At 61.4% G+C, this 24,738-nt stretch carries 23 protein-coding genes; 13 read left to right on the forward strand and 10 right to left on the reverse strand.

Annotation, left to right across the window (positions count from 1 at the left end; all coding sequences use genetic code 11):
- Positions 1-32: 32 nt before the first annotated feature.
- The 4 genes from CSQ95_RS19920 to CSQ95_RS19935 all read left to right on the forward strand — a co-directional run bounded on the left by CSQ95_RS19920 (position 33) and on the right by CSQ95_RS19935 (position 6,314).
- Positions 33-1,112, forward strand: a complete 1,080-nt coding sequence (locus CSQ95_RS19920) for a sigma 54-interacting transcriptional regulator (protein ID WP_099410765.1) — start codon at positions 33-35, stop codon at positions 1,110-1,112.
- The gene (gene ampD, locus CSQ95_RS19925) at positions 1,090-1,701 is read left to right on the forward strand and encodes a 1,6-anhydro-N-acetylmuramyl-L-alanine amidase AmpD (protein WP_099410766.1); all 612 of its coding nucleotides are present in this window, start codon (positions 1,090-1,092) and stop codon (positions 1,699-1,701) included. Before CSQ95_RS19920 ends, ampD begins: the two co-directional genes overlap by 23 nt.
- 391 nt (positions 1,702-2,092) lie before the next feature.
- Positions 2,093-5,044, forward strand: a complete 2,952-nt coding sequence (locus CSQ95_RS19930; protein ID WP_070218583.1) for a ribonucleoside-diphosphate reductase subunit alpha — start codon at positions 2,093-2,095, stop codon at positions 5,042-5,044.
- 118 nt (positions 5,045-5,162) lie between these two features.
- Positions 5,163-6,314: a ribonucleotide-diphosphate reductase subunit beta gene (locus CSQ95_RS19935; protein ID WP_070218582.1), complete on the forward strand. Its 1,152-nt coding sequence runs from the start codon at positions 5,163-5,165 to the stop codon at positions 6,312-6,314.
- 719 nt (positions 6,315-7,033) lie between these two features.
- On the opposite strand, the gene CSQ95_RS29705 is transcribed toward CSQ95_RS19935, so the two are convergent.
- Positions 7,034-7,744, reverse strand: a complete 711-nt coding sequence (locus CSQ95_RS29705; protein WP_180279113.1) for a hypothetical protein — start codon at positions 7,742-7,744, stop codon at positions 7,034-7,036.
- Positions 7,745-7,788: 44 nt separating this feature from the next.
- A complete protein-coding gene (locus CSQ95_RS29710) occupies positions 7,789-8,157 on the reverse strand; it encodes a hypothetical protein (protein WP_180279114.1) in 369 nt (122 codons plus the stop codon).
- A gap of 254 nt (positions 8,158-8,411) precedes the next feature.
- Between CSQ95_RS29710 and CSQ95_RS19945 the strand changes: the two genes are divergently transcribed.
- Positions 8,412-8,945, forward strand: a complete 534-nt coding sequence (locus CSQ95_RS19945) for a YggT family protein (protein ID WP_227742044.1) — start codon at positions 8,412-8,414, stop codon at positions 8,943-8,945.
- Positions 8,946-9,059: 114 nt separating this feature from the next.
- Here the strand turns inward: CSQ95_RS19945 and CSQ95_RS19950 are convergent, their stop codons facing one another.
- The 8 genes from CSQ95_RS19950 to CSQ95_RS19985 form a co-directional block, all read right to left on the reverse strand.
- Positions 9,060-9,998, reverse strand: coding sequence for a carbohydrate kinase family protein (locus CSQ95_RS19950; RefSeq protein WP_034780255.1), 939 nt, complete (start codon positions 9,996-9,998; stop codon positions 9,060-9,062).
- A gap of 11 nt (positions 9,999-10,009) precedes the next feature.
- Positions 10,010-11,269, reverse strand: coding sequence for a DUF3426 domain-containing protein (locus CSQ95_RS19955; protein ID WP_099410768.1), 1,260 nt, complete (start codon positions 11,267-11,269; stop codon positions 10,010-10,012).
- 8 nt (positions 11,270-11,277) lie between these two features.
- Positions 11,278-12,222, reverse strand: coding sequence for a 50S ribosomal protein L11 methyltransferase (gene prmA, locus CSQ95_RS19960; RefSeq protein WP_070310144.1), 945 nt, complete (start codon positions 12,220-12,222; stop codon positions 11,278-11,280).
- Entirely contained in the window at positions 12,219-13,634 is a 1,416-nt protein-coding gene (accC, locus tag CSQ95_RS19965; RefSeq protein WP_070222157.1) for an acetyl-CoA carboxylase biotin carboxylase subunit, read from the reverse strand. Before accC ends, prmA begins: the two co-directional genes overlap by 4 nt.
- Before the next feature lie 101 nt (positions 13,635-13,735).
- Positions 13,736-14,200, reverse strand: a complete 465-nt coding sequence (accB, locus tag CSQ95_RS19970) for an acetyl-CoA carboxylase biotin carboxyl carrier protein (RefSeq protein ID WP_070222155.1) — start codon at positions 14,198-14,200, stop codon at positions 13,736-13,738.
- A 91-nt stretch (positions 14,201-14,291) separates the two neighbouring features.
- Positions 14,292-14,729: a type II 3-dehydroquinate dehydratase gene (gene aroQ, locus CSQ95_RS19975; protein WP_099410769.1), complete on the reverse strand. Its 438-nt coding sequence runs from the start codon at positions 14,727-14,729 to the stop codon at positions 14,292-14,294.
- A gap of 82 nt (positions 14,730-14,811) precedes the next feature.
- Entirely contained in the window at positions 14,812-15,366 is a 555-nt protein-coding gene (locus CSQ95_RS19980) for a TlpA disulfide reductase family protein (protein ID WP_099410770.1), read from the reverse strand.
- Between the two features lie 19 nt (positions 15,367-15,385).
- Positions 15,386-16,024, reverse strand: a complete 639-nt coding sequence (locus CSQ95_RS19985; protein WP_070222151.1) for a hypothetical protein — start codon at positions 16,022-16,024, stop codon at positions 15,386-15,388.
- Positions 16,025-16,139: 115 nt separating this feature from the next.
- Here CSQ95_RS19985 and mpl point away from each other — a divergent pair, with 115 nt between their 5' ends.
- The 8 genes from mpl to corA all read left to right on the forward strand — a co-directional run bounded on the left by mpl (position 16,140) and on the right by corA (position 24,541).
- Positions 16,140-17,516, forward strand: a complete 1,377-nt coding sequence (gene mpl / locus CSQ95_RS19990) for a UDP-N-acetylmuramate:L-alanyl-gamma-D-glutamyl-meso-diaminopimelate ligase (RefSeq protein ID WP_099410771.1) — start codon at positions 16,140-16,142, stop codon at positions 17,514-17,516.
- Positions 17,513-18,097 carry a YqiA/YcfP family alpha/beta fold hydrolase gene (locus CSQ95_RS19995; protein ID WP_099410772.1) on the forward strand — a complete coding sequence of 195 codons (585 nt, stop codon included), beginning with the start codon at positions 17,513-17,515 and terminating at the stop codon, positions 18,095-18,097. Before mpl ends, CSQ95_RS19995 begins: the two co-directional genes overlap by 4 nt.
- A complete protein-coding gene (locus CSQ95_RS20000) occupies positions 18,094-18,708 on the forward strand; it encodes a chorismate lyase (protein WP_099410773.1) in 615 nt (204 codons plus the stop codon). The genes CSQ95_RS19995 and CSQ95_RS20000 overlap by 4 nt, the downstream gene beginning before the upstream one ends.
- Before the next feature lie 2 nt (positions 18,709-18,710).
- On the forward strand, positions 18,711-20,798 hold the full coding sequence (locus CSQ95_RS20005) for a ribonuclease catalytic domain-containing protein (RefSeq protein WP_099410774.1): 2,088 nt from the start codon (positions 18,711-18,713) through the stop codon (positions 20,796-20,798).
- 137 nt (positions 20,799-20,935) lie between these two features.
- Positions 20,936-21,793, forward strand: a complete 858-nt coding sequence (locus CSQ95_RS20010) for an energy transducer TonB (protein WP_099410775.1) — start codon at positions 20,936-20,938, stop codon at positions 21,791-21,793.
- A gap of 11 nt (positions 21,794-21,804) precedes the next feature.
- A complete protein-coding gene (aroE, locus tag CSQ95_RS20015; protein WP_099410812.1) occupies positions 21,805-22,632 on the forward strand; it encodes a shikimate dehydrogenase in 828 nt (275 codons plus the stop codon).
- A complete protein-coding gene (gene mtgA, locus CSQ95_RS20020; RefSeq protein WP_373632552.1) occupies positions 22,614-23,354 on the forward strand; it encodes a monofunctional biosynthetic peptidoglycan transglycosylase in 741 nt (246 codons plus the stop codon). Before aroE ends, mtgA begins: the two co-directional genes overlap by 19 nt.
- A gap of 221 nt (positions 23,355-23,575) precedes the next feature.
- Positions 23,576-24,541 carry a magnesium/cobalt transporter CorA gene (gene corA, locus CSQ95_RS20025; RefSeq protein ID WP_034746658.1) on the forward strand — a complete coding sequence of 322 codons (966 nt, stop codon included), beginning with the start codon at positions 23,576-23,578 and terminating at the stop codon, positions 24,539-24,541.
- Positions 24,542-24,738: the final 197 nt, after the last annotated feature.

Genomic DNA, 24,738 nt, shown 5'->3' on the forward strand with positions numbered 1-24,738 from the left:
TCGTCACCGCCATTGCAGAAAGGCGCGCTCCCATGTCCAGTCCCCGCACCAGCCAGCAGACCGTGACCACCGTCGGCATGGCGCCGGCGCCGCAACTGAGCGGTAATTCCTTGCCCATGCAGGCGCTGCGCGCGCAGATAAGCCGCATCGCCCGCTGCGGCGCGCCGGTGGCCATCCGCGGCGAATCAGGCACGGGCAAGGAACTGGCGGCGCGCGCCATCCATGCGCAGGGCGCGCGCGCCGGCTTCCCGTTTATCGCCGTCAACTGCGGCGCCATACCCGAAGCGCTGATGGAAGCGGAATTCTTCGGCTGCCGCCCGGGCGCCTACACGGGCGCGCTGCACGAGCGCCAGGGCTTGTTCCAGGCGGCCCATGGCGGCAGCCTGCTGCTCGACGAAGTCGACGACCTGCCGCTGGCCATGCAGGTGAAACTGTTGCGCGTGCTGCAGGAGCGCCGCGTGCGCAAGCTGGGCGGCAGTGCCGACGAAGCCGTCGACGTGCGCATCCTGTGCGCCAGCCAGCATGGCCTGGCGCGCGGCGTGGCCGCCGGCACCTTTCGCCAGGATCTGTTTTACCGCCTCAATGTGATCGAACTGGCGCTGCCGCCGCTGCGCGAACGGCGCGGCGATCTGCAGGTATTATGTGAGGTGATCCTGGCGCGCCTGTCGCCACGCCGGGCCGTGAGCCTGGCGCCGCCCGTGCTGGCGGCCCTGGCCGCGTACGCGTTTCCCGGCAATGTGCGCGAACTGGAAAACGTGCTGGAGCGGGCACTGGCCTTTGCCGACGGCGGCGTGATCGCGCTCGAGGGGCTGGCCTTGCCATTCGCGCCGGACAGCATGCCGTTGCGGGCGGCGCCGGCATTGCCGGACTTGCCGGAGCGGCAACTGTGCCTGCCCGGCATGGCGGCATATGGCGTGAGCCCGGCCCTGCCGCTGGACGTGTATTTGCGTCAGGCCGAGCGCGACATGATCATGCAGGCGCTGGTCCAGGCGCGTTATCACCGCGCGCGGGCGGCGCGTCAGCTGGGCCTGAGCGTGCGCCAGTTGCGTTACCGCATGCAGAAATTGACGATACAGGAAGCATTACTTGATGAGCGGATGGACGATAGATGAAGATGGCTGGTGCGACGGCGCGCTGCGCTATGACTCGCCGTACTGCGATGCGCGCCCGTACGGTGCGCAAGTCGACTTGCTGGTGATTCATAACATCAGCTTGCCGGGTGGCCGCTTTGGCGGGCCGCATGTGTCGGACTTGTTTACGGGCCGGGTAGATTATAATGCCGATCCTTCCTTCGCCGACCTGCGTGGCTTGCAGGTGTCGGCGCACTTTTTTGTGCGGCGCGATGGTGCGTTGTTGCAATATGTTTCTACTGATCAACGTGCCTGGCATGCGGGCGCGTCCGTGTTCGAAGGACGCCCGCAGTGCAATGGCTATTCCATCGGTATCGAAATGGAGGGCGCGGACGATGTGCCTTTCCAGCGGCGGCAATACCATGTGCTGGCGGCGCTGACGGCGGCGCTGGTGGCGCGCCACGGGCTGTCCCATGTGCGCGGCCACGAGCATATCGCACCGGGAAGGAAGACGGATCCGGGGCCGTTTTTTGACTGGCATTTTTATCAAGAGTGCTGGCTGGAAACCCTGCGCGGGCAGCCTGCGTTAGCGCTTACTTCGCGGGGATTGGGCTTTCCATCCATGCCCTGAAAAGTCAACCGAAATCGTATATGAAAATACAAAAAATTACGCCGGCGGATGCTGGAAAACTATTGCATCGCCCTTCGATGGGCACTACAATTAGTGCAGAAGTTGGATGTAAAGACTATATCTAGTGCCATCACAGACGTTTTCAGAATTATTGTCAAAGCTATCCGGATTGCTGATAAAGCACTGGAACTGGCGGTTTATCACCCTTGATCGTGTTTCGCGCCAGCCGGGCAGTACGGTGTGGCGCTATGGATACTGACCTGTTTTATGCATTATAAATTTACTATTTAGCAACAAATACCTGAAGAAACCCTGACCATCGGGCGTTCTATTCAACAACACACGCGGCAGCAAAACTGCAGGCTGACTTTAGCTGACAACGGGAGCTTCAATGCAATCACCACAAGATATTTCCATCCATCCAACGCCAGTATCGCCAGCGCCAGGCGCGGCCAACAGCGTGGCGAGCACGGGCGCGGCACTGGGCGACTATCGCATCATCCGCCGCAACGGCGCGGTGGTGGCATTTGAGCCTTCGAAGATCGCCATCGCCATGACCAAGGCGTTTTTGGCCGTTAACGGCGGCCAGGGCGCAGCCTCGGCACGCATCCGCGAACTGGTGGAGCAACTGACGGACGGCGTCGTCGCCGCGCTGGTGCGCCGCCATCCGGGCGGCGGCACCTTCCATATCGAAGACGTGCAAGACCAGGTGGAACTGTCGCTGATGCGTTCGGGCGAGCACGATGTGGCGCGTGCCTACGTGCTGTACCGCGCCAAGCACATGGAAGAGCGCCGCCTGCAGAAGGAAGCGCAAGGCGCGTCCGCACAAGTTTCCGCACCACAATTAAATGTCACCGACAACGGCGTGCGCCGCCTGCTGGACATGCAGGAAGTGCGCGACCTGATTAACGCCGCCTGCGCCGGCCTGGAAAAGCACGTCGATGCCGACGCCATCCTGGCTGAAACGGTGAAGAACCTGTACGACGGCGTGCCCGTCGAAGAGCTGCACAAGTCGGCCATCCTGGCGGCGCGCGCGCTGATGGAAAAAGACCCGGCCTACAGCCAGGTCACGGCCCGCATCCTGCTGCACACGGTGCGCAAGGAAGTGTTCGGCAAGGAAGTGCCGCAAGCGGCCGCCGCCGCCGAATATCTGACGTATTTCCCGCAATATATCGCCAAGGGCATCGCCGCCGAGCTGCTGAACCCGGTACTCGCCAGTTTCGACCTGGAGCGCCTGGCCAAAGCCATCGTCGCCGACCGCGACTTGCAATTCGGCTACATCGGCCTGCAAACCCTGTACGACCGCTACTTCCTGCACATCCAGGACGTGCGCATCGAAATGCCGCAAGCGTTCTACATGCGCGTGGCCATGGGCCTGGCGCTGAACGAGGCGGACCGCGAAGCGCGCGCCATCGAGTTCTACAGCCTGCTGTCCTCGTTCGACTTCATGAGCTCGACCCCGACCCTGTTCAATTCGGGCACCCTGCGCTCGCAGCTGTCGTCGTGCTACCTGAGCACCGTCTCCGATGACCTGGAAGGCATCTACGACGCCATCAAGGACAACGCGCTGCTGGCCAAGTTTGCCGGCGGCCTGGGTAACGACTGGACGCCAGTGCGCGCCCTGGGCGCCCACATCAAGGGCACCAACGGCAAGTCGCAAGGCGTGGTGCCGTTCCTGAAAGTGGTCAACGACACGGCCGTGGCAGTCAACCAGGGCGGCAAGCGCAAGGGCGCCGTCTGCGCCTACCTGGAAACCTGGCACATGGACATCGAGGAATTCCTCGACCTGCGCAAGAACACGGGCGACGACCGCCGCCGCACGCACGACATGAACACGGCGAACTGGATTCCCGACATGTTCATGAAGCGCGTCATGGAAAAAGGCGATTGGACGCTGTTCTCGCCGTCGGACACGCCAGACCTGCACGACAAGGTCGGCAAGGCTTTTGAACAGGCTTACCTGGGCTACGAAGCCAAGGCCGCCGCCGGCGAAATCCGCGTCTTCAAGAAGATCGCGGCGCTGGACCTGTGGCGCAAGATGCTGTCGATGCTGTTTGAAACGGGCCACCCATGGATCACGTTCAAGGATCCGTGCAACATCCGCAGCCCGCAGTCGCACGTCGGCGTCGTCCACAGCTCGAACCTGTGCACGGAAATCACGCTGAACACGGGCCCTGACGAAATCGCCGTCTGCAACCTCGGTTCCGTCAACATGCCGGCGCACATGAAGGAAGGCAAGCTCGATCACGTCAAGCTGGCCAAGACCATCCGCACCGCCATGCGCATGCTCGACAACGTCATCGACATCAATTACTACGCCGTCGACAAGGCGCGCAACTCGAACATGCGCCACCGTCCGGTCGGCATGGGCATCATGGGCTTCCAGGACTGCCTGCACATGATGCGCGTGCCGTTCGCCTCGGACGCGGCTGTCAGCTTCGCCGACACCTCGATGGAAGCCGTCTGCTACTACGCCTACCTGGCGTCGACGGAACTGGCCGAAGAGCGCGGCCGCTATGAATCGTACGCCGGTTCGCTGTGGGACCGCGGCATCCTGCCGCAAGACTCGGTCAAATTGCTGGCCGAAGAGCGCGGCGGTTACCTGGAAGTCGATTCCTCGTCGGCCATGGACTGGACGCCGGTGCGCGAGCGCATCGCCAAGTTCGGCATGCGCAACTCGAACTGCGTGGCGATCGCCCCGACGGCGACGATTTCGAACATCATCGGCGTCTCGGCCTGTATCGAGCCGACGTTCCAGAACCTGTACGTGAAATCGAACCTGTCGGGCGAATTCACCGAGATCAACGGCTACCTGGTGCGCGACCTGAAGGCGCGCGACCTGTGGGATGAAGTCATGATCTCCGACCTGAAATACTTCGACGGCTCGCTGGTGAAGATCGACCGCATCCCGCAAGACCTGCGCGATATCTACGCCACCGCCTTTGAAGTGTCGCCAAGCTGGCTGGTGGAAGCGGCTTCGCGTCGCCAGAAGTGGATCGACCAGGCCCAGTCGCTGAACATCTACATGGCTGGCGCTTCGGGCAAGAAACTGGACGAGACCTACAAGCTGGCATGGCTGCGTGGCCTGAAAACCACCTACTACCTGCGCACCATCGCCGCCACCCACATGGAGAAATCGACCTCCAAGACGGGCGCGCTGAACGCCGTGGCAGTCGATGGCGGCATGTCGGCCAGCGCACAGAGCGCCCAGGCAGCCGTCGTGGCGGCAGCAGCAGTGGCCGTGGCGCCGGTAGTGGCAGCGGCGGCGGACGACGCCGATGGCGAAGCCTGCTACCTGCGTCCGGGTGATGACGGCTTTGAAGAGTGCGAAGCCTGCCAGTAAGATTTTAGTTGTCAGCCCGGCACGGTCGGGCTGATTCAATGTTGTCAATGTCCGTATTGTCCGATTCAACGGGCCTGTTGCGGATCGCCGGCTCGCCGGCATGGAAAGGAAGAAGAATATGTCGTTGTCTTGGGATGATGAAACCACGTCGGCAGCTGTGCCGCGTCCGGCGCAGCAAGCGCCGTTGGGAAATACCGATTTGAACCTGCCGGCCGGCGCCGAGCCGTCCGAAGCGAACGCCGAGCAAGTGGCGCGCCGCGTGAATGCCGACGACAAGCGCATCATCAACGGCAAGACGGACGTCAACCAGCTGGTGCCGTTCAAGTACAAGTGGGCGTGGGACAAATACCTGGCCGGCTGCGCCAACCACTGGATGCCGCAGGAAGTGAACATGCAGCGCGACATCGAGCTGTGGAAAAACCCGAACGGCCTGACGGACGACGAGCGCCGCCTGGTCAAGCGCAACCTGGGCTTCTTCGTGACGGCCGACTCGTTGGCCGCCAACAACATCGTGCTGGGTACCTACCGCCACATCACGGCGCCCGAGTGCCGCCAGTACCTGCTGCGTCAGGCGTTCGAGGAAGCGATCCACACGCACGCCTACCAGTACATCGTCGAATCGCTGGGTCTGGACGAAGGCGAGATCTTCAACGCCTACAACGAAGTCAAGTCGATCCGCGACAAGGATGAATTCCTGATCCCGTTCATCAACACCCTGACCGACCCGGCCTTCGTTACCGGCACGGTGGAAAACGACCAGAAGCTGCTGAAATCCCTGATCGTGTTTGCCTGCCTGATGGAAGGCCTGTTCTTCTATGTCGGCTTCACGCAGATCCTGGCGCTGGGCCGCCAGAACAAGATGATGGGCGCGGCCGAGCAGTACCAGTACATCCTGCGCGACGAATCGATGCACTGCAACTTCGGCATCGACTTGATCAACACGATCAAGATGGAAAACCCGCAGCTGTGGACGGCCGCCTTCCGCGAAGAGATCAAGGATCTGTTCATGAAGGCCGTGGAACTGGAATACGCGTACGCGGAAGACACCATGCCGCGCGGCGTGCTGGGTCTGAACGCGCCGATGTTCAAGGGCTATCTGCGCTTCATCGCCAACCGCCGTGCGCAGCAGATCGGCATCGAGCCGCTGTTCGCCCAGGAAGAAAACCCATTCCCGTGGATGAGCGAAATGATCGACATGAAGAAGGAACGCAACTTCTTCGAAACCCGCGTGACCGAGTATCAAACGGGTGGTGCGCTGAACTGGGAGTAATCCTTTTTCAGGCTACGCCAACAAGCGCCGTCATCGTGACGGCGCTTTTTTTTTGCGTGCGTGGCGGCGGAAAAATGCGTGCACCATCGGTGCATGCGACGAGGCCTGCGCCAGGATTTCCGGATGCCGCGCATGGCCGCATCGCACACCCGAAAAAGCATTTCCGGAGACGCTGGCGGCGGCATTTGCCGCGCGATTGTGCGATAGCACGCGTATCGTGCAAAAAAGCGGGCGAAAACGTGTCGTGCCGGTTGCGCATTGACAAGGTTTTCGTGTACTTTATGAGATTGCAAATGCGAGCGTTAGAATGCGGGGTTTTTTAACCAGCGCGGTAGCGAAAAAACCTCGCAAAACAGGGATACAGATTTACACGGATATGCACAAAACCACACCGTTTTCGTCTGCCGCCGTGCCCGAATTTTTTCAGGCATGGCGGTTTTTTATTTGACGCATCGGTGTTGTGGCGAGCGCGATGCGAGGAGCGAAAAAACGCACGGCATCGAAAACGAATGACCGAATTCAGACTTTGCCACCAGCTGCGAGATAAAGCAGGGTGGCACCGACGATGGCTGAAGTGCTGCAAACGTGAGGAGTTGCAGCAGTTCAGCTGGTGCCGAATTCATTAGCGCAAACGACCGTTTGTGCCGATGAATAATTCGCCTGGCCTATCCCTGTGGTGGGTCGGACGGGTTTAAATCTTGTAGCTTAAATTTCTCATCTCAGATGAAGGAGAGACAAATGGCAACAGCCGCTAAGAAATCAGAAGTAAAGAAACCAGCCGCCAAGGCTGCTCCTGCCGCGAAGAAGCCGGCAGCCGCAGCGAAGACGGTTGCCGCTAAACCAGCTGCCAAAGCCGCAGCGAAACCAGCAGCAAAACCGGCCGCCAAAGCCGCAGCCAAGCCTGCAGCAAAAGTGGCTGCCAAGCCAGTAGCGAAAGCCGCAGCCAAACCAGCGGCCAAGCCGGCAGCGAAAGCCGCAGCAAAACCTGCAGCCAAGGCAGCAGCCAAGCCTGTAGCGAAAAAAGCCGCAGCCAAACCAGCGGCCAAGCCAGCAGCAAAAGCCGCGGCAAAACCAGCCGCCAAAGCAGCGGCCAAGCCAACAGTGAAAAAAGCCGCAGCGAAACCTGTAGCCAAGGCAGCATCCAAGCCGGCCGCCAAGGCAGCAGTCAAGCCAGCAGCGAAAAAAGCCGCAGCAAAACCTGCAGCCAAGCCGGCCGCCAAAGCCGCAGCGAAGCCAGCAGCAAAAGCTGTCGCCAAGCCAGCAGTGAAAAAAGCCGCAGCGAAACCTGCAGCCAAGGCAGCAGCGAAGCCGGCCGCCAAAGCGGCCGCCAAGCCAGCAGCGAAAAAAGTCGTCGCCAAGCCAGCAGCCAAGGCAGCGACCAAGCCAGCAGCAAAAGCAGCAGCGAAGCCAGCGGCAAAAGCGGCAGCCAAGCCAGCGGCCAAGGTCGCAGCGAAGCCGGCAGCCAAGCCAGCAACTAAGGCAGCAGCCAAGCCAGCGGCCAAGGCAGCGGCGAAGCCAGCAGCCAAGGCAGCAACGAAGGCCGCAGCCAAGCCAGCAGCCAAGGTGGCAGCGAAGCCGGCAGCAAAAGCGGCAGCCAAGCCAGCGGCCAAGGTCGCAGCGAAGCCAGCCGCCAAAGCAGCAGCGAAACCTGCCGCCAAGGTAGCAGCAAAACCTGCAGCCAAGCCAGCGGCCAAGGTAGCAGCGAAGCCGGCAGCAAAAGTTGCAGCCAAGCCAGCGGCCAAGCCGGCAGCAAAAGCAGCAGCGAAACCTGCCGCCAAGCCAGCCGCAGCACCAGTCGTGGCAGCCGCACCAGCAGCAGCGCCGGCAGCAGCTCCAGCGGCACCAGCCGCCGTGGCCGCCAAGCCAGCCGCCAAGAAGGCCGCGCCTAAAAAGGCCGCACCGAAGAAGGCAGCTCCTGTCGCCAAGCCATCGGCACCTATCGCACCTGTAGCAAAAACCGTGTTGGCACCGGCTGCAGCCTGGCCATTCCCAACCAGCACCCGCCCATCGTAATTCCAACGATACGGGTGCCTGGATGAGGCAACACGCCGCTGTGTGACTCAATCACACAGCGGTTTTTTTTTTGGAGAATTAGTCGTGCTGATCGTTATCCTTACATTGATCGTTGATACCATCGCCACCTTGCTGGGCGGCGTGCTGCTGCTGCGCTTCTGGATGCAGGCGGTGCGCGTGCGGCCGCCCTCGTCGGTGGCGCAATTCACGTTTCAATTGTCCGACTGGCTGGTGCGCCCCCTGCGCCGCGTGGTGCCGGGCGTGGGCGGGTATGACTGGGCCAGCCTGATCGGCGCCTTCCTGATCGTGCTGCTGGCCAGCTCGGTGCTGTTTATTTCCGGCGCTCCCGTCGAAGTGGTGCTGCTCAAGTCGCTGCAACGCTTCCTGCAATGGATACTCTACGGTTTCATGGCCTTGCTGATCATCGAAGCCATCTTCAGCTGGGTCAACCCGCATGCGCCGCTGGCGCCGTTCGTACGGGCCCTGAACGAGCCGCTGCTGCGTCCGATCCGCAAGGTGGTGCCGCTGGTGGGCAGTCTGGATTTGTCGCTGCTGGTGGCGCTGATCCTGCTGCAGATTGCGCAAGTGCTGGTGGGGATGATTATTGTGCTGCGATGATGGTGATGTGAGGCGTAGGTCGGCTTAGCGTAGCGTAAGCCGACATCCCCACTTGCCATGCCAGCGATGTTGTCGGATGACGCGCGGTTTTACCGCGCTAACCCGACCTACATATTAATAGCGGTAACCGAACGCCGCTTCGAACTGCTCGGCGATGCTCTCTGGCGTAAACACGTGGTTTTGCGCACCCTGGGTGGCGATCTTGATGGCGCCCAGCAGGCTGGCCAGGCGGCCGCTGGTTTCCCAGCCCAGGTCGTTGGTGATGCCGAACAGCAAGCCGGCACGGTAGGCGTCGCCACAACCGGTCGGGTCCAGCACTTCCTTGGCGGTCACGACAGGAATGTCGATGCGCTTGCCGTCCGTATAGATCTCCGAACCTTTTTCGCCACGCGTGACGATCAGCGCTTCCAGGCGGCTGGCGATGTCCGGCAGGGTCAAGCCCGTGCGTTCCATCAACATTTCCATCTCATAATCGTTGGCCGATACATACGTGGCCTTGTTGATGAAGTCGATCAACTGTTCGCCATTGAAGCGTGGCAACTGCTGGCCCGGGTCGAACATGAAGGGAATGCCCAGCTCGGCCAGGTCGGCGGCGTGCTTGAGCATGCCCTGGTCACCGTCCGGCGAAATGATGGCGACCTTGGCCGGGCCCGCATTGGCGATCGGGTTTTCATGCGCGAACGACATGGCGCCCGGGTGGAAGGCGTTGATCTGGTTGTTGTCCGCATCGGCCGTGACGAAGCACTGCGCGTTGTAGCTGTCGGCCTTGATCAGGATGTTGGCGGTGGAAATGCCCAGCTTTTGCAGGCGCTCCAGGTAGGCGGCACTGTCTTGGCCCATCACGCCGACGATGCGCGGGTCGCCGCCCAGCATTTTCAGGCTGTAGGCGATGTTGCCCGAGCAACCGCCGAACTCCGTGCGCATGGTGGGCACGAGGAAGGAGACGTTCACCTTGTGCAACTGGTCGGCCAGCAGGGATTCGCCGAAGCGGCCAGGGAATTGCATGATGGTGTCGGTGGCAAGCGAGCCGCAGATCAGCGATGTTTTGGTCATGATAGTGCCTGTTAAGGGTAAAAGATGGCGATATGGTAGCCAGACGCCGTGAGCTGGTCTAATGCAAAATACAGTTTGATGGTTTGTTCCGAGCGCGGCGCAAACCCCGTGTTCACGTCGATAGTGGCCGGCAGATAGTCGCGCGGCGCGATCACGCGGCGCAAGAGGGGCTTGTCGTTCGCGTCGTTGAGAATCAGTTCGATGCTGGGCCAGGCTTGCACGCTGCGGCTCTGGTTGCGCAGCAGCGAGACGTAGGAAAACGTCTGTTCCTTCAGGGTCTGCAGCTCGCCCTGCTCGATGGCCAGCGCCTCGATCTGCGCCGGCAGGTCGACCTGGCAGCCGCTGAGCCTGCACAGCGTGACCAGGGTCGGCTTCCACTGCGGAAATTGCGCCGCCAGCGGATTGCGGAAGGTGGTCATTACCTGCAGGAATAATAAAAGCAGCAGTACCACCGAGCCGGCGGCCATGGCCACGCGCAGGGCCTTGCTGCTCTGTTCGCGGCGCCGGCCCTGGGTGACGAAAGCCGGTTCGTCGTCGGCTGGCGGCAGGACCGGTTCTTCCTGCTCATCGGCTGGCGCCGGCGCAACGGCGGCGGGCAGCGGCGTGAAGGCATGGTCGGCCAGCGTGGGTTCGCGGCGCGCGGGGCTGGCTGCGGCAGGCGCAGGCGGCACGGGCTTGTCCAGGCTGACTTTTTCGGTCGCGGGCGCCGCCGCTGCGGCGCCAGTTTCCAGATTCGGTTCGCGGCGGCTATCGCGCAAATACGTGGCAAAGGCGGGCGCGTCATCGACCTGGCGGCGCTTGAAGGGCGTCATTGGCTGGGGCAACGGTGGTTCGGGCAGCTCGGCCGGTGTTTCTGCCGGTGTTTCTTCGGGGAGTTCGGGTGGTGCGTCGGCTGCTGCCTCTTCAGGCAGGCTGACGTCGAGGTCCAGCTCGATGTGCTCGCCATCGTCCGCGTCGTCCTTGAGCTTCGCCGTTTCCGGCAGGATGCCAAACGGGTCGAACGAGGTGTCGAAGTCGAGGGAGTAGATGGGTTCGTCGTCCGTGGCGGACGGCAGGCTGTTGTCGGCCAGATAACTGCTTGACGACGGGGCGGCAGTACCGGGAGCGGATGTTAAAAACGGCGATGCCGCGGCTGGATCGACCAGCGCGGCATTGCCGTCAAACACTTCCCTGCACGTGCCACAGCGCACGATGCCCCCACGTAACTTCAACTGGTCAGCAGCGACCCGAAATATCGTGTTGCAATGGGGGCATTTGGTGGCGAGGGCCATTGCTGTGCTTATGCACCTTCCGCGCGGGGCGCAGGCGCTTGCGTTGCACCCAGGCGGCCATGCAGGGCCACCCAGCCGTCTTGCTCGGCCCATACACCCAGCTGGATGAACGGTGCGTAGGCAGCGGCCACTTCTTCCGCCTGGCGCGCCAGCACGCCGGACAGGATCAGCGCGCCGCCGTCGGCGACACGGCCCGAGAGCATCGGCGCCATCAACTTCAATGGACTCGACAGGATATTGGCGACGACGATGTCAAACTTGGCCGTGGCGTGTGCCGACGTGGCAAACGTGTCTGGCAAGAAATATTCGATCTCGCACTGGTTGCGCTCGGCATTGTCGCGCGCCGATTCGATCGCTTGCGGGTCGATATCGACGCCGGCCACCGTTTGCGCACCGAGTTTCTTGGCCACCATGGCCAGGATGCCGGAACCGCAACCGTAGTCGAGCACGGTCTTGCCTGGGGCAGGATGGGCTTCCAGCCATTCCATGCACAAACGCGTGGTCGGGTGGCTGCCCGTGCCGAAGGCCAGGCCCGGATCCAGTTCCAGGATCAGGCCGCTTGGGTCCGGTGCCTCGTGCCAGCTGGGCACGACCCAGATATTCTTGCCGATGTGAATCGGGGCGAATTGCGACTGGGTCAAACGCACCCAGTCCTGCTCTTCCACGGGGCGCATGCTAAAGGCGGGCACTTCCGTCATGCCGACCGCTTGCGCAGCGGCGGCCACGATGGCGGCCTGGTCTGCGTCGACGTCCGTCAGCGCCACCACGCGGCTGCGTTCCCACGCCGCTTCCTTCGGTTCCATGCCGGGCTCGCCAAACAGCGGCTGCTCGGCATCCGTGCCTTCATCGGCGTCTTCCACCGATACCGACAGGGCACCCGCTTCCATCAACGCGTCGGACATGGCCTCGGCGTTGTCACGGGCGATTTCGATGACGATTTCCGTCCAGCTCATGCGCCCGCCTTGATTTCGGACTTCTTGGCGATGCTGGGGCTGCCGCCATTCAGGTTCTTGCCCAGGTCCGGCATGTCGGCCAGTTTCTGTTCCAGATAGTGAATGTTGGTGCCGCCTTCGATGAAGCGCGCGTCGATCATCAGTTCGCGGTGCAGGGCGATATTCGTGTTGATGCCTTCGACCACCATTTCGGACAGGGCGATCTGCATGCGGCGGATCGCTTGTTCGCGCGTGGCGCCGTAAGCGATCACTTTGCCGATCATCGAGTCGTAATGCGGCGGCACATAGTAGCCGGCGTAGGCGTGCGAGTCGACGCGGATGCCAGGGCCGCCCGGCGCATGCCAGGACACGATCTTGCCTGGCGATGGCGTGAACTTGAACGGGTCTTCCGCATTGATGCGGCACTCGATGGCGTGACCCGACAGCAAGACGTCGCGCTGGCGGAAACGCAGTTTTTCGCCGGCGGCGATGCGGATCTGTTCCTGCACGATGTCGATGCCGGTGATCATCTCGGTGACGGGATGCTCCACTTGCACGCGGGTATTCATTTCAATGAAATAGAACTCGCCGTTTTCGTACAGGAATTCAAACGTGCCGGCGCCGCGGTAGCCGATCTTGCGGCATGCTTCGGCGCAACGGTCGCCAATTTTCTCGATCAGTTTGCGCGGGATGCCCGGCGCCGGTGCTTCTTCGATCACTTTCTGGTGGCGGCGCTGCATGGAGCAGTCGCGCTCGCCCAGCCAGACGGCGTTCTTGTGTTCGTCGGCGAGGATCTGGATTTCCACGTGGCGCGGATTTTCCAGGTACTTCTCCATATACACTTCAGGGTTGCCGAAAGCGGTGCCCGCTTCCGTCTTGGTCATCGCCACGGCGTTGATCAGGGCAGCTTCCGTGTGCACCACGCGCATGCCGCGTCCGCCACCGCCGCCGGCGGCCTTGATGATGACCGGGTAGCCGATCTTGCGGGCAATTTGAACGATCGCTTTCGGATCGTCCGGCAACGCGCCTTCGGAGCCGGGTACGCACGGTACGCCAGCCTTGATCATGGTTTGCTTGGCCGATACTTTATCGCCCATCAGGCGGATCGATTCGGAGCGGGGACCGATGAAGACGAAGCCCGATTTCTCGACGCGTTCGGCAAAGTCGGCATTTTCCGACAGGAAGCCATAGCCTGGGTGAATCGCTTGCGCATCCGTCACTTCAGCGGCGCTGATGATGGCGGGCATGTTCAGGTAGCTCAGGGTCGACTGTGCCGGGCCGATACAAACGGATTCGTCGGCCAGCTTGACGTATTTCGCGTCCTTGTCGGCTTCGGAGTGGACTACAACCGTTTTAATGCCCATTTCGCGGCAGGCGCGCTGAATACGGAGGGCAATTTCACCACGGTTGGCAATCAGGATTTTTTCAAACATGGTAGGTTCGCGTATGTCTGTGAGAGCCGGCGAGCCGGCGAAACAACAAGTGTGAGGGGCTAAAACTGCAAACGGCCGTTGCCGGCCGTGTGGACTGGGTTTTAGCCGATCACAAACAAGGGTTGACCGAATTCGACCGGTTGGCCGTTTTCGACCAGGATCTGGGTCACGACGCCGGCTTTATCGGAGTCGATTTCATTCAGGAGCTTCATCGCTTCGATGATGCACAGGGTATCACCTTCCTTGACGGTCGAGCCCACTTCAACATAGGCGGCGCTGCCAGGAGCGGAGGAACGGTAGAAGGTGCCGACCATCGGCGACTTGACCACATAGCCCGTTGGCTCTGCGGCGACCACGACGGCAGGTGCCGCAGCGGGAGCGGCGGCTGGCGCGGCTGGCTGGTATTGCGCTTGCATGCCTTGCGGCTGCATCATGACCATCTGGTTTTGCGGCATGGCCGACGATTTGACGATGCGAACCTTGCTTTCGCCTTCGGTAACTTCCAGCTCTGCGATATCCGATTCGGCGACCAGGTCGATCAAGGTCTTGAGTTTTCGTAGATCCATGTAAAACCCCTAGGAATGTAGTTTGTTTTATGAGTGATGCGGTGATGTCCAAGAACCTATCGCCGCGCTAAATGCGTGCAGATCGCGTAGATTAACGTTTTTTAAGCGCAAAGTCGATGGCAAACCGATATCCATCGATACCTAGCCCGCAGATCGTCCCCTGCGCGATCGCGCTGAGAAATGAGTGATGTCGAAACGTTTCGCGTTGATAAATATTCGAGATATGGACTTCCACGAACGGGATGGCGACCCCGGCCAGCGCATCGCGCAAGGCAACACTGGTATGGGTCAGGCCGCCCGGATTGATGACGATGGCATCGATCCCTTCCGCTCGCGCGGCATGGATGCGGTCGATCAGCGCGCCTTCGTGGTTGCTTTGAAAGCAGGCCAGGTCGGCACCGGCCGCCATGGCTTGCGCCATTGCTGCCTGTTCGATATCGGCCAAGGTGCTGGCGCCGTAGACCTCAGGCTCGCGCGTTCCCAGCAAATTCAGGTTGGGACCGTTGAGCAGAAGGAGGTTTTTTGCCATGTATGGAAGACCGTTTTAGCGAAAGTTCCGCATTTTGCCGCCAAAGATACGCATTGGCAAGAGAAAAAAGCACGCTCCGAATTTACAATTTATCCAGATCGGCGCGTAACTGATCAAATTTCAAGCGGCCCAGATAGGTCTTTTTGACTTCGCCATCGGCGCCGATCAGCACCGTAAAGGGCAAACCGCCCGTGGCATTGCCAAAATGGCGCGACAGGTCGGTGCCGCTCATGCCGGAGACATACACGGGATAGGCAATCTTGAACTTGCTGGCAAAAGTAGCAATATTGCTGGCCGAATCGATGCCGATGCCGATCACCTGCAGGTTTTTTGCCGCATAGTGGTCTTGCACTTCGGATAACTCCGGCATTTCTTCCACACAAGGCGGGCACCACGGCGCCCAGAAATTGACCAGCAAATTCTTGCCTTTCCATTGCGACAAGGCTTGCGTGGCGCCCGCCGCGTCCGGCAAGGACAGCGCATACAGCTCATTGACGGGGCCCGTCGCGCCTGGCGCGATCGTGGTCGTCAGCGGCCCCGCTGCTTTCGCTTTTTCCTTGCTTAAACCGACGTAGGCGCCCATGCCGCCAAACATCAGCGCGACGATGGCGCAGGCGATCCAATTCTTTTTTGTCATAACTTTATCTATATCAATGTTAGTCGGCAGCCGGCACGCCATCGGCGAGGCTGGCGGCCAGCAGGCTGCGCAGCCCGGCGATATCGGTGCGCAGCACCTTGCCGTCGGCCTTGGCTTTCAGCGCCCCGCGCATATCGTCGAGCTCATACATGGCCGCGTGCACGCCTTCATTTTTCCACAAGAAACTGGCTGTCTCGACCGCATCATAACGCGCTCCCTTGAAATGCGGGCTTTCCGACATGTCGAGCACGACATTTTTATTCAGCAGGAAGATGTGGATTTCCTTGGCGCTCTCGGCAAACAGCTGCAAATAGATCTCGTCATGGGGGCCGGCCGTGCCATTGAGCACGGGGCCGCTGAGCAGGGGATGAAATTGTTGCAACGCTTCCATGACCTGCAGCGCAATCGTGCGCAGCTGGAACAGGCGCGCCGGCTGGCTGTCGGCCAGGAACAGGGCATTGTATTGCCGCACCTGTTCTTCGATCATGTCGTTGTCAGGCAGTACATTGGTCAGGTTCGGCGCGTCACCGAGGACTTGCCGCGCCGCCTTGCGCTTGGCGCTGCCATAGTCGGCGCCATCCTGCGCCACGAGGCGCGCGGCAGCGGCGGCGATTTCCAGGCGCAACTGCGCGCTATCGTCAAATGCATCGTTCGTCATGAGCGAGATGATACTCCGAAGCGGAAAAAGTCATGGCGTCAGGTAAAATCCTGCACTTGCTGTTTTTTATCTCACCGTCTTACTTACTTAAGCGTGCACCTTTCGCACTGATCACATGCATATTCATATTCTCGGTATTTGCGGTACCTTCATGGGCGGCCTGGCCGTCCTGGCCAAGGAAGCCGGCCATAAAGTCACCGGTTGCGATGCCAACGTCTATCCGCCGATGAGCACTCAGCTGGAATCGCAGGGAATCGAACTGATCCAGGGGTTCGATCCGGAACAGACCAAGCTGAACCCGGATTTGTATGTGATTGGCAATGTCGTCTCGCGCGGCAACCCGCTGGTGGAAGAAATCCTCAACCGCAGCCTGCCCTATGTATCTGGCCCGCAATGGATCGGCGAACACATCCTGCGCAATCGGTGGGTGCTGGCGGTGGCCGGCACGCATGGCAAGACGACAACATCAGCCATGCTGGCCTGGATACTCGAAGACGCGGGCTACGCGCCGGGCTTTTTGATCGGCGGCGTGCCGATGAACTTTGGCATTTCCGCCCGCCTCAGCGGCAAGATCGACGGCAAGAGCGCCGAGTCGGACTTCTTCGTCATCGAAGCCGACGAATACGATACGGCCTTCTTCGACAAGCGCAGCAAGTTCGTGCATTACCACGCGAAGACGGCCGTCATGAATAACCTGGAATACGATCACGCCGACATCTTCCCCGATCTGCACGCGATCGAGACGCAATTCCACCATCTGGTGCGCACCGTGCCCGGCATCGGCCGCCTCGTGTACAACGGCGACGAAGCGTCGCTGCAGCGCGTGCTGGCGCGCGGCTGCTGGAGCGAACAGGAAAGTTTTGGTCAAGATGCCCACTGGCAACTGCAAGAGCAGGCCGATGGTAGCTTCGACGTGTATTTCAATGGCCAGCAGGAAGGCCATGTGGCCTGGGTGCTCACGGGCAAGCACAACCGCAGCAATGCGCTGGCGGCCATCGCCGCCGCGCGCCACGTGGGCGTGCCCATTGCCCAGGCGTGCGCTTCGCTGGCCACGTTCGAGAGCGTCAAGCGCCGCATGGAGGTGCGCGGCGTTGTCAACGGCATTACCGTGTACGACGATTTCGCGCACCATCCGACGGCCATTGCCACCACCGTGGGCGGCTTGCGCCAAAAAATTGGCAGCAGCGGCCGCATCCTGGCCGTGCTGGAACCGCGCTCGAACACCATGAAGCTGGGCGCCATGAAAGATGCGTTGCCGGGCAGCCTCAAGGATGCCGATCTGGTCTTCGGTTTTGGCAGCCATGCCGCGCTGGGCTGGAGCCTGGGCGACGCACTGGCGCCGCTGGGCAAGATTGCCAGCGCCTATGAAGACATCGATACCCTCGTGGCCGCCGTGGCCGCCAGCGCCCGTCCCGGCGACCAGATCGTGGTCATGAGCAACGGCGGCTTTGGCGGCGTGCACCAGAAATTGCTGGAGGCGCTGGGCCGATGATTCTGTACCTGCATGGATTTCGCTCGTCGCCGCTGTCGATGAAGTCGCGCCTGCTGGCCGCGCAGATGCAGGCGCTGGGCCGCGAAGCACAGTGGCTGTGCCCGCAGTTGCCGGCCTCGCCCAAGCTGGCCATTGAATTGGCCTTGTCATTAGTGAAAGACGTGGCGCCGGCCGACCTGACGATTATCGGCTCCTCGCTGGGCGGCTATTACGCCACCTGGCTGGCCGAGCGGCTCGGTTGCCGCGCCGTGCTGCTCAATCCTGCCATCGTGCCCCTGATCGACCTGGAGCAGCATGTGGGCGTGACGACGGAGTTCCATTCGGACAAGCCATTCGAGTTCAAGCGCGAATACATCGCCGAACTTGGAACCTTTGCTGTAGAGAAAATTACTGAGCCGCAACGCTATTTCCTGATTGCCGCCACCGGCGATGAAGTGCTCGACTACCGCGACATGGTGGCGCATTATCAGGGTGCGCGGCAGTGCGTCATCGACGGCAGCGACCATGGCATCAGCGAATTTGCCGCATACGTGGCGCCCGTGCTGGCCTTTTGCGGCATCGACGCGGACTCTGCCCAGTGAGGCCGGGTTCGCTGCGGCAGGCGCAATGGCATGCGCACGTCAATGCCGTCAATGCGCCGCCGGCCCTGCGCCACTGGCTCACGGGCGGCGGTTCGCTGACGGCCAAGCTGAAAGCGCATAGCCAGGCGTTCCGCGTGCAATGTTTGCATCAGGAAACGGCACGCTGCTTGAGCGACGAGGCCGTCATCATTGGTTTGCACCGCGCGGGCCGGGTATGGGAGCGCGAAGTGCTGTTGCGTTGTGATAACAGACCGGCCGTGTTTGGCCATACCGTCGTGCCCATGCAGGCGACGGCCACGGACTGGCCCCTGTTTTCGGCGCTGGGCGAGCGTTCGCTGGGCACGACGCTGTTTGGCGACCGCATGGTACGCCGCGGTGCACTGGAATTTGCCCGCTTGCGTGCCGGGCACCCGCTGGTGCAGCGGGCGCAGGCGGCGCTGGCATTGGAAGGGCGGCGCGCCAACGACAAGTCGCTGTTTTTTGCCCGCCGCTGCCTGTATCAGCGTCACCAGGGATTGCTGCTGGTAACAGAAGTATTTTTGCCGGCGGTGCTCGAGTTGACGTCCATCACTCGCACCGCTGCAACCGACACACTAATAAACAAAGCATAACAATGAATCTATTTTTTGAAGAATCCGGCGATTTCAAGGTCGGCACGGTCCTGTCGCAAGCGGGTGAAGCGTATCAGGTCGAGATGGCCAGCGGCAAGCGCACCAAGGTCAAGGTCAAGGACGTGCTGCTGCAGTATGAAAAGCCGGCCCCGGCCGAGCTGCTCGAGCAAGCCAAGGCCGTTGCTGCCGAGATCGACCTCGATTTCCTGTGGGAAGTGGCGGGCGAAGACGAGTTCGGCTTTGCCGAGCTGGGCGCCGAGTATTTCGGCCATGCCCCCTTGCCGCCGGAAGCGGCGGGCCTGATCCTCGCCCTGCATTCGGCGCCCGTGTATTTCTACAAGAAGGGCCGTGGCCGCTACAAGGCGGCACCGGAAGCGTCCTTGAAGGCGGCATTGGCCGGCATCGAAAAGAAAAAGCAGCAGGCCCTGGTGCAGGCAGGCTATGTGGAAGAGCTGAAACAGAACCGCTTGCCCGCCTCGATGCAGCCCATGGTGCTGCAATTGCTGTTCAAGCCGGACAAGAACACGATTGAATACAAGGCGCTGGAAGCGGCGTGCACGGAATTGCACACGACGCCGCCGCGCCTGATGCTTGCTGTCGGTGGTATCGCTTCGCCGAAAGACTTGCACCTGTCGAAGTTCCTCTTCGAAAATTTCCCCAAGGGCGCCGGTTTCCCGAGCGTGCCCGTGCCGTCCGTGACAGCCAAGCTGCCGCTGGCCGACGTGGCCGCCTTCTCGATCGACGACGTGACCACGACCGAGATCGACGATGCTTTCTCCGTGCAGCCGTTGCCGGATGGTACCGTGAAAGTGGGTATTCACATCGCCGCGCCGGGCCTGGGCATCCGTCCGGAAGACGTGATCGACAAGATGGCGCGCCAGCGCATGTCGACCGTCTACATGCCGGGCGACAAGATCACCATGCTGCCGGACGAAATCGTCAATGCGTTTACCCTGGCGGAAGGCACGACGTGCCCGGCCCTGTCGCTGTATGCGACCCTGGACCCGAAAGCCGACTGGGCCGTGGTTAGCACGCAGACGCGCGCCGAGCTGGTGCCGATTGCCAGCAACTTGCGCCACAACCAGCTCGACGACCTGGTCAACGAGGAAACCCTGGCCAGCGGCGAGGGCGACTATCCGCACAAGGCCGATTTCGCTGTGCTGTGGCAATGGGCGCAGCAGCTGGAACAGGGCCGCATGAAGAAGCGCGAAGCGTTTGGCCTGAAGCCGGAACAGAATAACCGCGTCGATTTCAACTTCTACGTGGAAAACGACATCGTCACCGTGGCGCGCCGCAAGCGTGGCGCACCGCTGGACAAGATCGTCGCCGAATTGATGATCTTTGCCAACAGTACCTGGGGCAAGATGCTGCACGACCATGGCGTACCGGGCATCTACCGCAGCCAGGGCGGCGGCAGCGGCAATAGCTGGGCGGCAAAGATGCAGGTGCGCATGGTCACCCATGCGGCGCCGCATCAGGGCCTGGGCGTGGATCAATACGCGTGGAGCACCTCGCCCTTGCGCCGCTACACGGACCTGGTGAACCAGTGGCAAATCATCGCCTGCGCCGAGCATGGCGTGACGGCGCCGCTGGTGGCCCCGTTCAAGCCGCGCGATGCGAATCTGTTCGCCATCGTCTCGGCCTTCGACGCCGCGTATGCCGCGTATGGCGATTTCCAGTCGAATATGGAACGCTACTGGTGCTTGCGCTGGCTGCACCAGGAAAACGCGCGCCAGGTCGATGCCGTCGTGCTGAAAGACGAGATTTTGCGCCTGGTCGACATTCCGCTGGTCATCAAGCTGCCGGGCATGCCATCGGTGGCGCGCGGTGCGCAGGTCAAGCTGGATCTCTTGCGCTGGGATGAAGTCGACCTGAGCATCGAAGCGCGCTTGCTGGAAATCGCCGCCGTGCCCGATGCGGCGGCCGATGCCGAGCTCGACTACGAAGAGGAATCGGGCGACGAGGGCGCGGAAGAGGGCGACGTGGCGGCGGAAGCTTCGCCGGAAGCGGCGAACCAGGTCAGCGACGCGGACGCGGAAGTGGCGGAACTGGCCAGCGAAGACGTGGTCAGCGAGCCCGAGGTCAAGTAAGGCTGCGGGGCGGCGTGAAAAACGGGACTAAAACTGTTTCCCGCGTCGCCCTTTGACGTAGAATTCAGCCATCTTGTATGGTGTGCTTGTTGCTAACTGGGTTGCGCGTGAAGTCTTTCCGAGAGAATCGTTTCCTGATGATCGCCGTGGCGGTATCGCTGCTGGCGCACGGCGCCTTGCTGGCGATGCATTTTGTCGCCCCGCCCCCGCAGCGGGCCGTCGCCACCGATCCCGGCCTGGAAGTAATACTTGTCAATGCGAAGCATGCGGACAAGCCGCTGAAGGCCGATGCCCTGGCACAAGCCAACCTCGACGGTGGTGGCCAGGCCGACAAGGGCCGCGCCAAGTCGCCCTTGCCCGATATGCGCAAGGTGGAAGAGGGCGACAGCGTCAAGGCCAGCGCGCGGCGCATCGCCGAGTTGGAGCAGAAGCAGCAGGAACTGCTGACGCAGGCGGCCAAGGCGACGCCCTACAGCGCCGCGCCCGTCACGGAAAAAGACAAGCCCAATCCCCTGGCCTCCGGTTCGGACTTGATGGAAAGCAGCAAGGCCATCGCCCGCATGGCAGCCGAGATCAGCCAGACCGTGGAAGACCAGAACAAGCGCCCGCGCAAGACCTTTATTACGCCCAGTACGCAGGAGGTCGGCTATGCCATGTATTACAAGACCTTGCAAAAGCGTATCGAGGAAATCGGCACCCTGAATTTCCCGCAAAACAATGGCCGCAAGATGTATGGCGAACTGGTCGTCTACATCCCCATCTTCCAGGATGGCACGATTTACCAGAAAGAGGGCGGCGTCCGCGTGGAAAAAAGCTCGGGTAATCCCGCGCTGGACGCGGCAGCCCTGGCCATCGTGCGCCGCGCGGCGCCGTTCGGCCGTTTCCCACCGAATATGTTGTCGAGTGATAAAGATGACCTGTGGGTCGTCATCACCCGTTTCAAATTTACCCGCGAAGAAAAAATGGAAGCTAACCTGACTGGCGGCAGCAATTGAACAAGCAAGAGATGAACCCCGATCAATATTGCGTCTTCGGCAATCCCATCGCCCACAGCAAGTCCCCCCTGATCCACGCCGCGTTTGCCCTGCAGACAGGACAAGCGTTGGTCTACGAGCGCCGCCTGGCTCCGCTCGACGGCTTCGCGCTGGCGGCCCGCACGTTTGCCGCCGAGGGCGGCAAGGGCGCGAACGTGACGGTGCCCTTCAAGCTCGACGCGTGCGCGCTGGCCACCGCGCTGACGCCGCGGGCCAGGGCCGCCGGCGCCGTCAATACCCTGCGTTTCGATGGCGACACCATTCTTGGCGACAATACCGATGGCGCGGGCCTGGTGGCCGACATCGTGCGCAACGCGGGCGTGAGCATTGCCGGCAAGCGCATCCTGCTGCTGGGCGCGGGCGGCGCGGCGCGCGGCGTCGTGCTGCCCTTGCTGGAACAGGGGCCGCAGGAAATGTTCATTGCCAACCGCACCGTGGCCACGGCCGAGGTTTTGGTGGCGCAGTTTGCCGACGCGCTGGCGCACCCCGGCCAGCTGCGCGCCGGTGCTTTCACGCAGCCCGAAGGCGTCTTCGATATCGTCATCAATGCCACCTCGGCCAGCCTGGCGGGCGACTTGCCGCCCGTGCCGCCCGGTATCTTCGGCAGCCGCACCCTGGCGCTGGACATGATGTACGGCGCCCGGCCCACCGTCTTCATGGATTTTGCCGCCCAGCATGGCGCGCAGGTGCGCGACGGCCTGGGCATGCTGGTGGAGCAGGCGGCCGAAGCGTTTTACGTGTGGCGCGGCGTGCGGCCGCAGACGCAGGACTTGCTGGCGCAATTGCGGGGCAGCCTGTGAGCGCCGGCAAGAAGGGCGCGCGCAAGAGCGGCCGTGGCTACGGCTGGATCAAGTGGCTGTTCATCGTGCCCGTGCTGGCCTTTATCGTCGTGCAACTGTATTTCTTCCTGCAAATCTGGTGGTGGGTCGACCATAACCCGTCCAGCACGGCTTTCATGCGCGAACAGTTGTCTGTCTTGCAGGACAAGAATCCGAATGCCACGATCCAGCAGACGTGGGTGCCGTACAACCGCATTTCGAACAATCTGAAACGGGCCATCATCGCCTCGGAAGACGCGAATTTTTCCGAGCACGAAGGCGTGGACTGGGAAGCCTTGCAAAAAGCATATGAAAAGAACAGCAAGAAGCAGAAAGTCGTGGCGGGCGGCTCCACCATCACGCAGCAGCTGGCGAAGAATCTGTTCCTGTCCGGTTCGCGCAGCTATGTGCGCAAGGGCCAGGAACTGATCATCACGTATATGCTGGAAAACCTGATGGAAAAGCAGCGCATTTTCGAGATTTATCTGAACGTGGTGGAATTTGGCACGGGCACCTTCGGCGCCGAGGCGGCCGCGCGCCACTATTACAAGGTCAGCGCGGCGGGCCTGAGCGCGGGACAGGCGGCGAAACTGGCCGTGATGCTGCCGAACCCCCGCTTTTACGACCGCCACCGCGATACCGGTTATCTGAACCGGCGCACGGGCGTGATTCTGCGCCGCATGGGGGCGGCGGAATTGCCTTGATGGCGGGGCGATTCCTTTGCATAAAGTTAAAGCTGCCTGATTGGCACTATTGCGGCGCAGCATCTTAATCGCCTCCCTTGGTGCAACGCCGCACTTTTTCCGTGAAAAAGCCGTGCCGGGGGTGGTCGTGAAAAGGCCTTTGCGGGTACACTTGCGCTGTTTTCATTTTTGGCGCCAGCGCCAGCACATCACGATAACCCCACATCCGGCTGAGAGCGCGCATGATCAATGTCTTTGTATTACAGAATGGCCGGCTCAACCAGGTGCCGATCGACAGCCGCGCAGACCTCGAAAATGCCGAACCGGTGTGGGTCGACCTGACCGACCCTACCGATGATGAACGGGCCTGGGTCAAGGCCATCTATAACGTCACCCTGCCGGGCGAAGACGAAGTCAAGGATATTGAGGCGTCGGCCCGCTATTACGAAGCGGAAAATGGCGACTTGCACCTGCGCACGGATTTCTTGCGCGAAGAGGACGACGGCCCGTCGCGCGTCATCACGGTGGCCTTCATCCTGGCCCGCAAGATCCTGTTTTCCATGCATACGGACGACTTGCCCGTGTTCCGCCTGGTGCGCATGCGCGCCCGTTCGCGGCCCGGCTCGATTGCCGACTACATGGACGTGCTGCTCGACCTGTACGCCACCGATGCCGAATATTCGGCCGACGTGCTCGAAGGCATCTACCAGAATCTGGAAGAAGTGAGCACGCGCGTGCTGCAAAAGGAATTTACCGATGCGCACGCGGCCGAAGCGCTGAATGCCATTGCCCACGAGGAAGATTTGAATGGCCGTATCCGCCGCAACATGATGGATACGCGCCGCGCCGTGAGCTTCCTGATGCGCGGCCGCTTGCTCAATTCCGAGCAGTTCGAGGAAGCGCGGCAGATTTTGCGCGACATCGAATCGCTCGATGGCCACACCTCGTTCCTGTTCGACAAGATCAACTTCCTGATGGACGCCACCGTCGGCTTCATCAACATCAACCAGAACAAGATCATCAAGATCTTCTCGGTGGCCAGCGTGGCCTTCCTGCCGCCTACCCTGATCGCCAGCGTGTACGGCATGAACTTCAAGCTGATGCCGGAGCTGGAATGGTCGTTCGGCTATCCATGGGCCTGGGGCTTGATGATCACCAGCGCCATCGCGCCCTTCCTGTACTTCCGCCACCGCGGCTGGCTGAAATAAGCCCTCTTGCCGGGACGCTCCCGCGTCCCGGTTTCAAGGCGAGCGCAGCAAATTCAAAAATCAGCGATAATCACTGGTATTACGTGGTATTGAATTGGTATCTACGTTGCCTGTGTTGAGCCAGTCTTTTCCCCGTAGTCTGCCTTTTGCAGAAAAGTATCGTCATTGAGCCGTTTTCTGCGTGGCAGCGTCCGCCT

It is taken from the genome of Janthinobacterium sp. BJB304, from assembly GCF_002735765.1.
Lineage (GTDB): Bacteria > Pseudomonadota > Gammaproteobacteria > Burkholderiales > Burkholderiaceae_D > Janthinobacterium.

Coding starts and splice junctions, on each gene's coding strand:
- CSQ95_RS19955 (WP_099410768.1), bottom strand. CDS start 11,269: ATGGCCCTCGCCACCAAATGCCCCCATTGCAACACGATATTTCGGGTC.
- CSQ95_RS20005 (WP_099410774.1), top strand. CDS start 18,711: ATGAATCTATTTTTTGAAGAATCCGGCGATTTCAAGGTCGGCACGGTC.
- CSQ95_RS19995 (WP_099410772.1), top strand. CDS start 17,513: ATGATTCTGTACCTGCATGGATTTCGCTCGTCGCCGCTGTCGATGAAG.
- prmA (WP_070310144.1), bottom strand. CDS start 12,222: ATGAGCTGGACGGAAATCGTCATCGAAATCGCCCGTGACAACGCCGAG.
- CSQ95_RS19980 (WP_099410770.1), bottom strand. CDS start 15,366: ATGACAAAAAAGAATTGGATCGCCTGCGCCATCGTCGCGCTGATGTTT.
- corA (WP_034746658.1), top strand. CDS start 23,576: ATGATCAATGTCTTTGTATTACAGAATGGCCGGCTCAACCAGGTGCCG.
- accB (WP_070222155.1), bottom strand. CDS start 14,200: ATGGATCTACGAAAACTCAAGACCTTGATCGACCTGGTCGCCGAATCG.
- mpl (WP_099410771.1), top strand. CDS start 16,140: ATGCATATTCATATTCTCGGTATTTGCGGTACCTTCATGGGCGGCCTG.
- CSQ95_RS19935 (WP_070218582.1), top strand. CDS start 5,163: ATGTCGTTGTCTTGGGATGATGAAACCACGTCGGCAGCTGTGCCGCGT.
- aroQ (WP_099410769.1), bottom strand. CDS start 14,729: ATGGCAAAAAACCTCCTTCTGCTCAACGGTCCCAACCTGAATTTGCTG.
- CSQ95_RS20010 (WP_099410775.1), top strand. CDS start 20,936: ATGATCGCCGTGGCGGTATCGCTGCTGGCGCACGGCGCCTTGCTGGCG.
- CSQ95_RS19930 (WP_070218583.1), top strand. CDS start 2,093: ATGCAATCACCACAAGATATTTCCATCCATCCAACGCCAGTATCGCCA.
- CSQ95_RS19950 (WP_034780255.1), bottom strand. CDS start 9,998: ATGACCAAAACATCGCTGATCTGCGGCTCGCTTGCCACCGACACCATC.
- CSQ95_RS19985 (WP_070222151.1), bottom strand. CDS start 16,024: ATGACGAACGATGCATTTGACGATAGCGCGCAGTTGCGCCTGGAAATC.
- accC (WP_070222157.1), bottom strand. CDS start 13,634: ATGTTTGAAAAAATCCTGATTGCCAACCGTGGTGAAATTGCCCTCCGT.
- ampD (WP_099410766.1), top strand. CDS start 1,090: ATGAGCGGATGGACGATAGATGAAGATGGCTGGTGCGACGGCGCGCTG.
- CSQ95_RS19920 (WP_099410765.1), top strand. CDS start 33: ATGTCCAGTCCCCGCACCAGCCAGCAGACCGTGACCACCGTCGGCATG.
- aroE (WP_099410812.1), top strand. CDS start 21,805: ATGAACCCCGATCAATATTGCGTCTTCGGCAATCCCATCGCCCACAGC.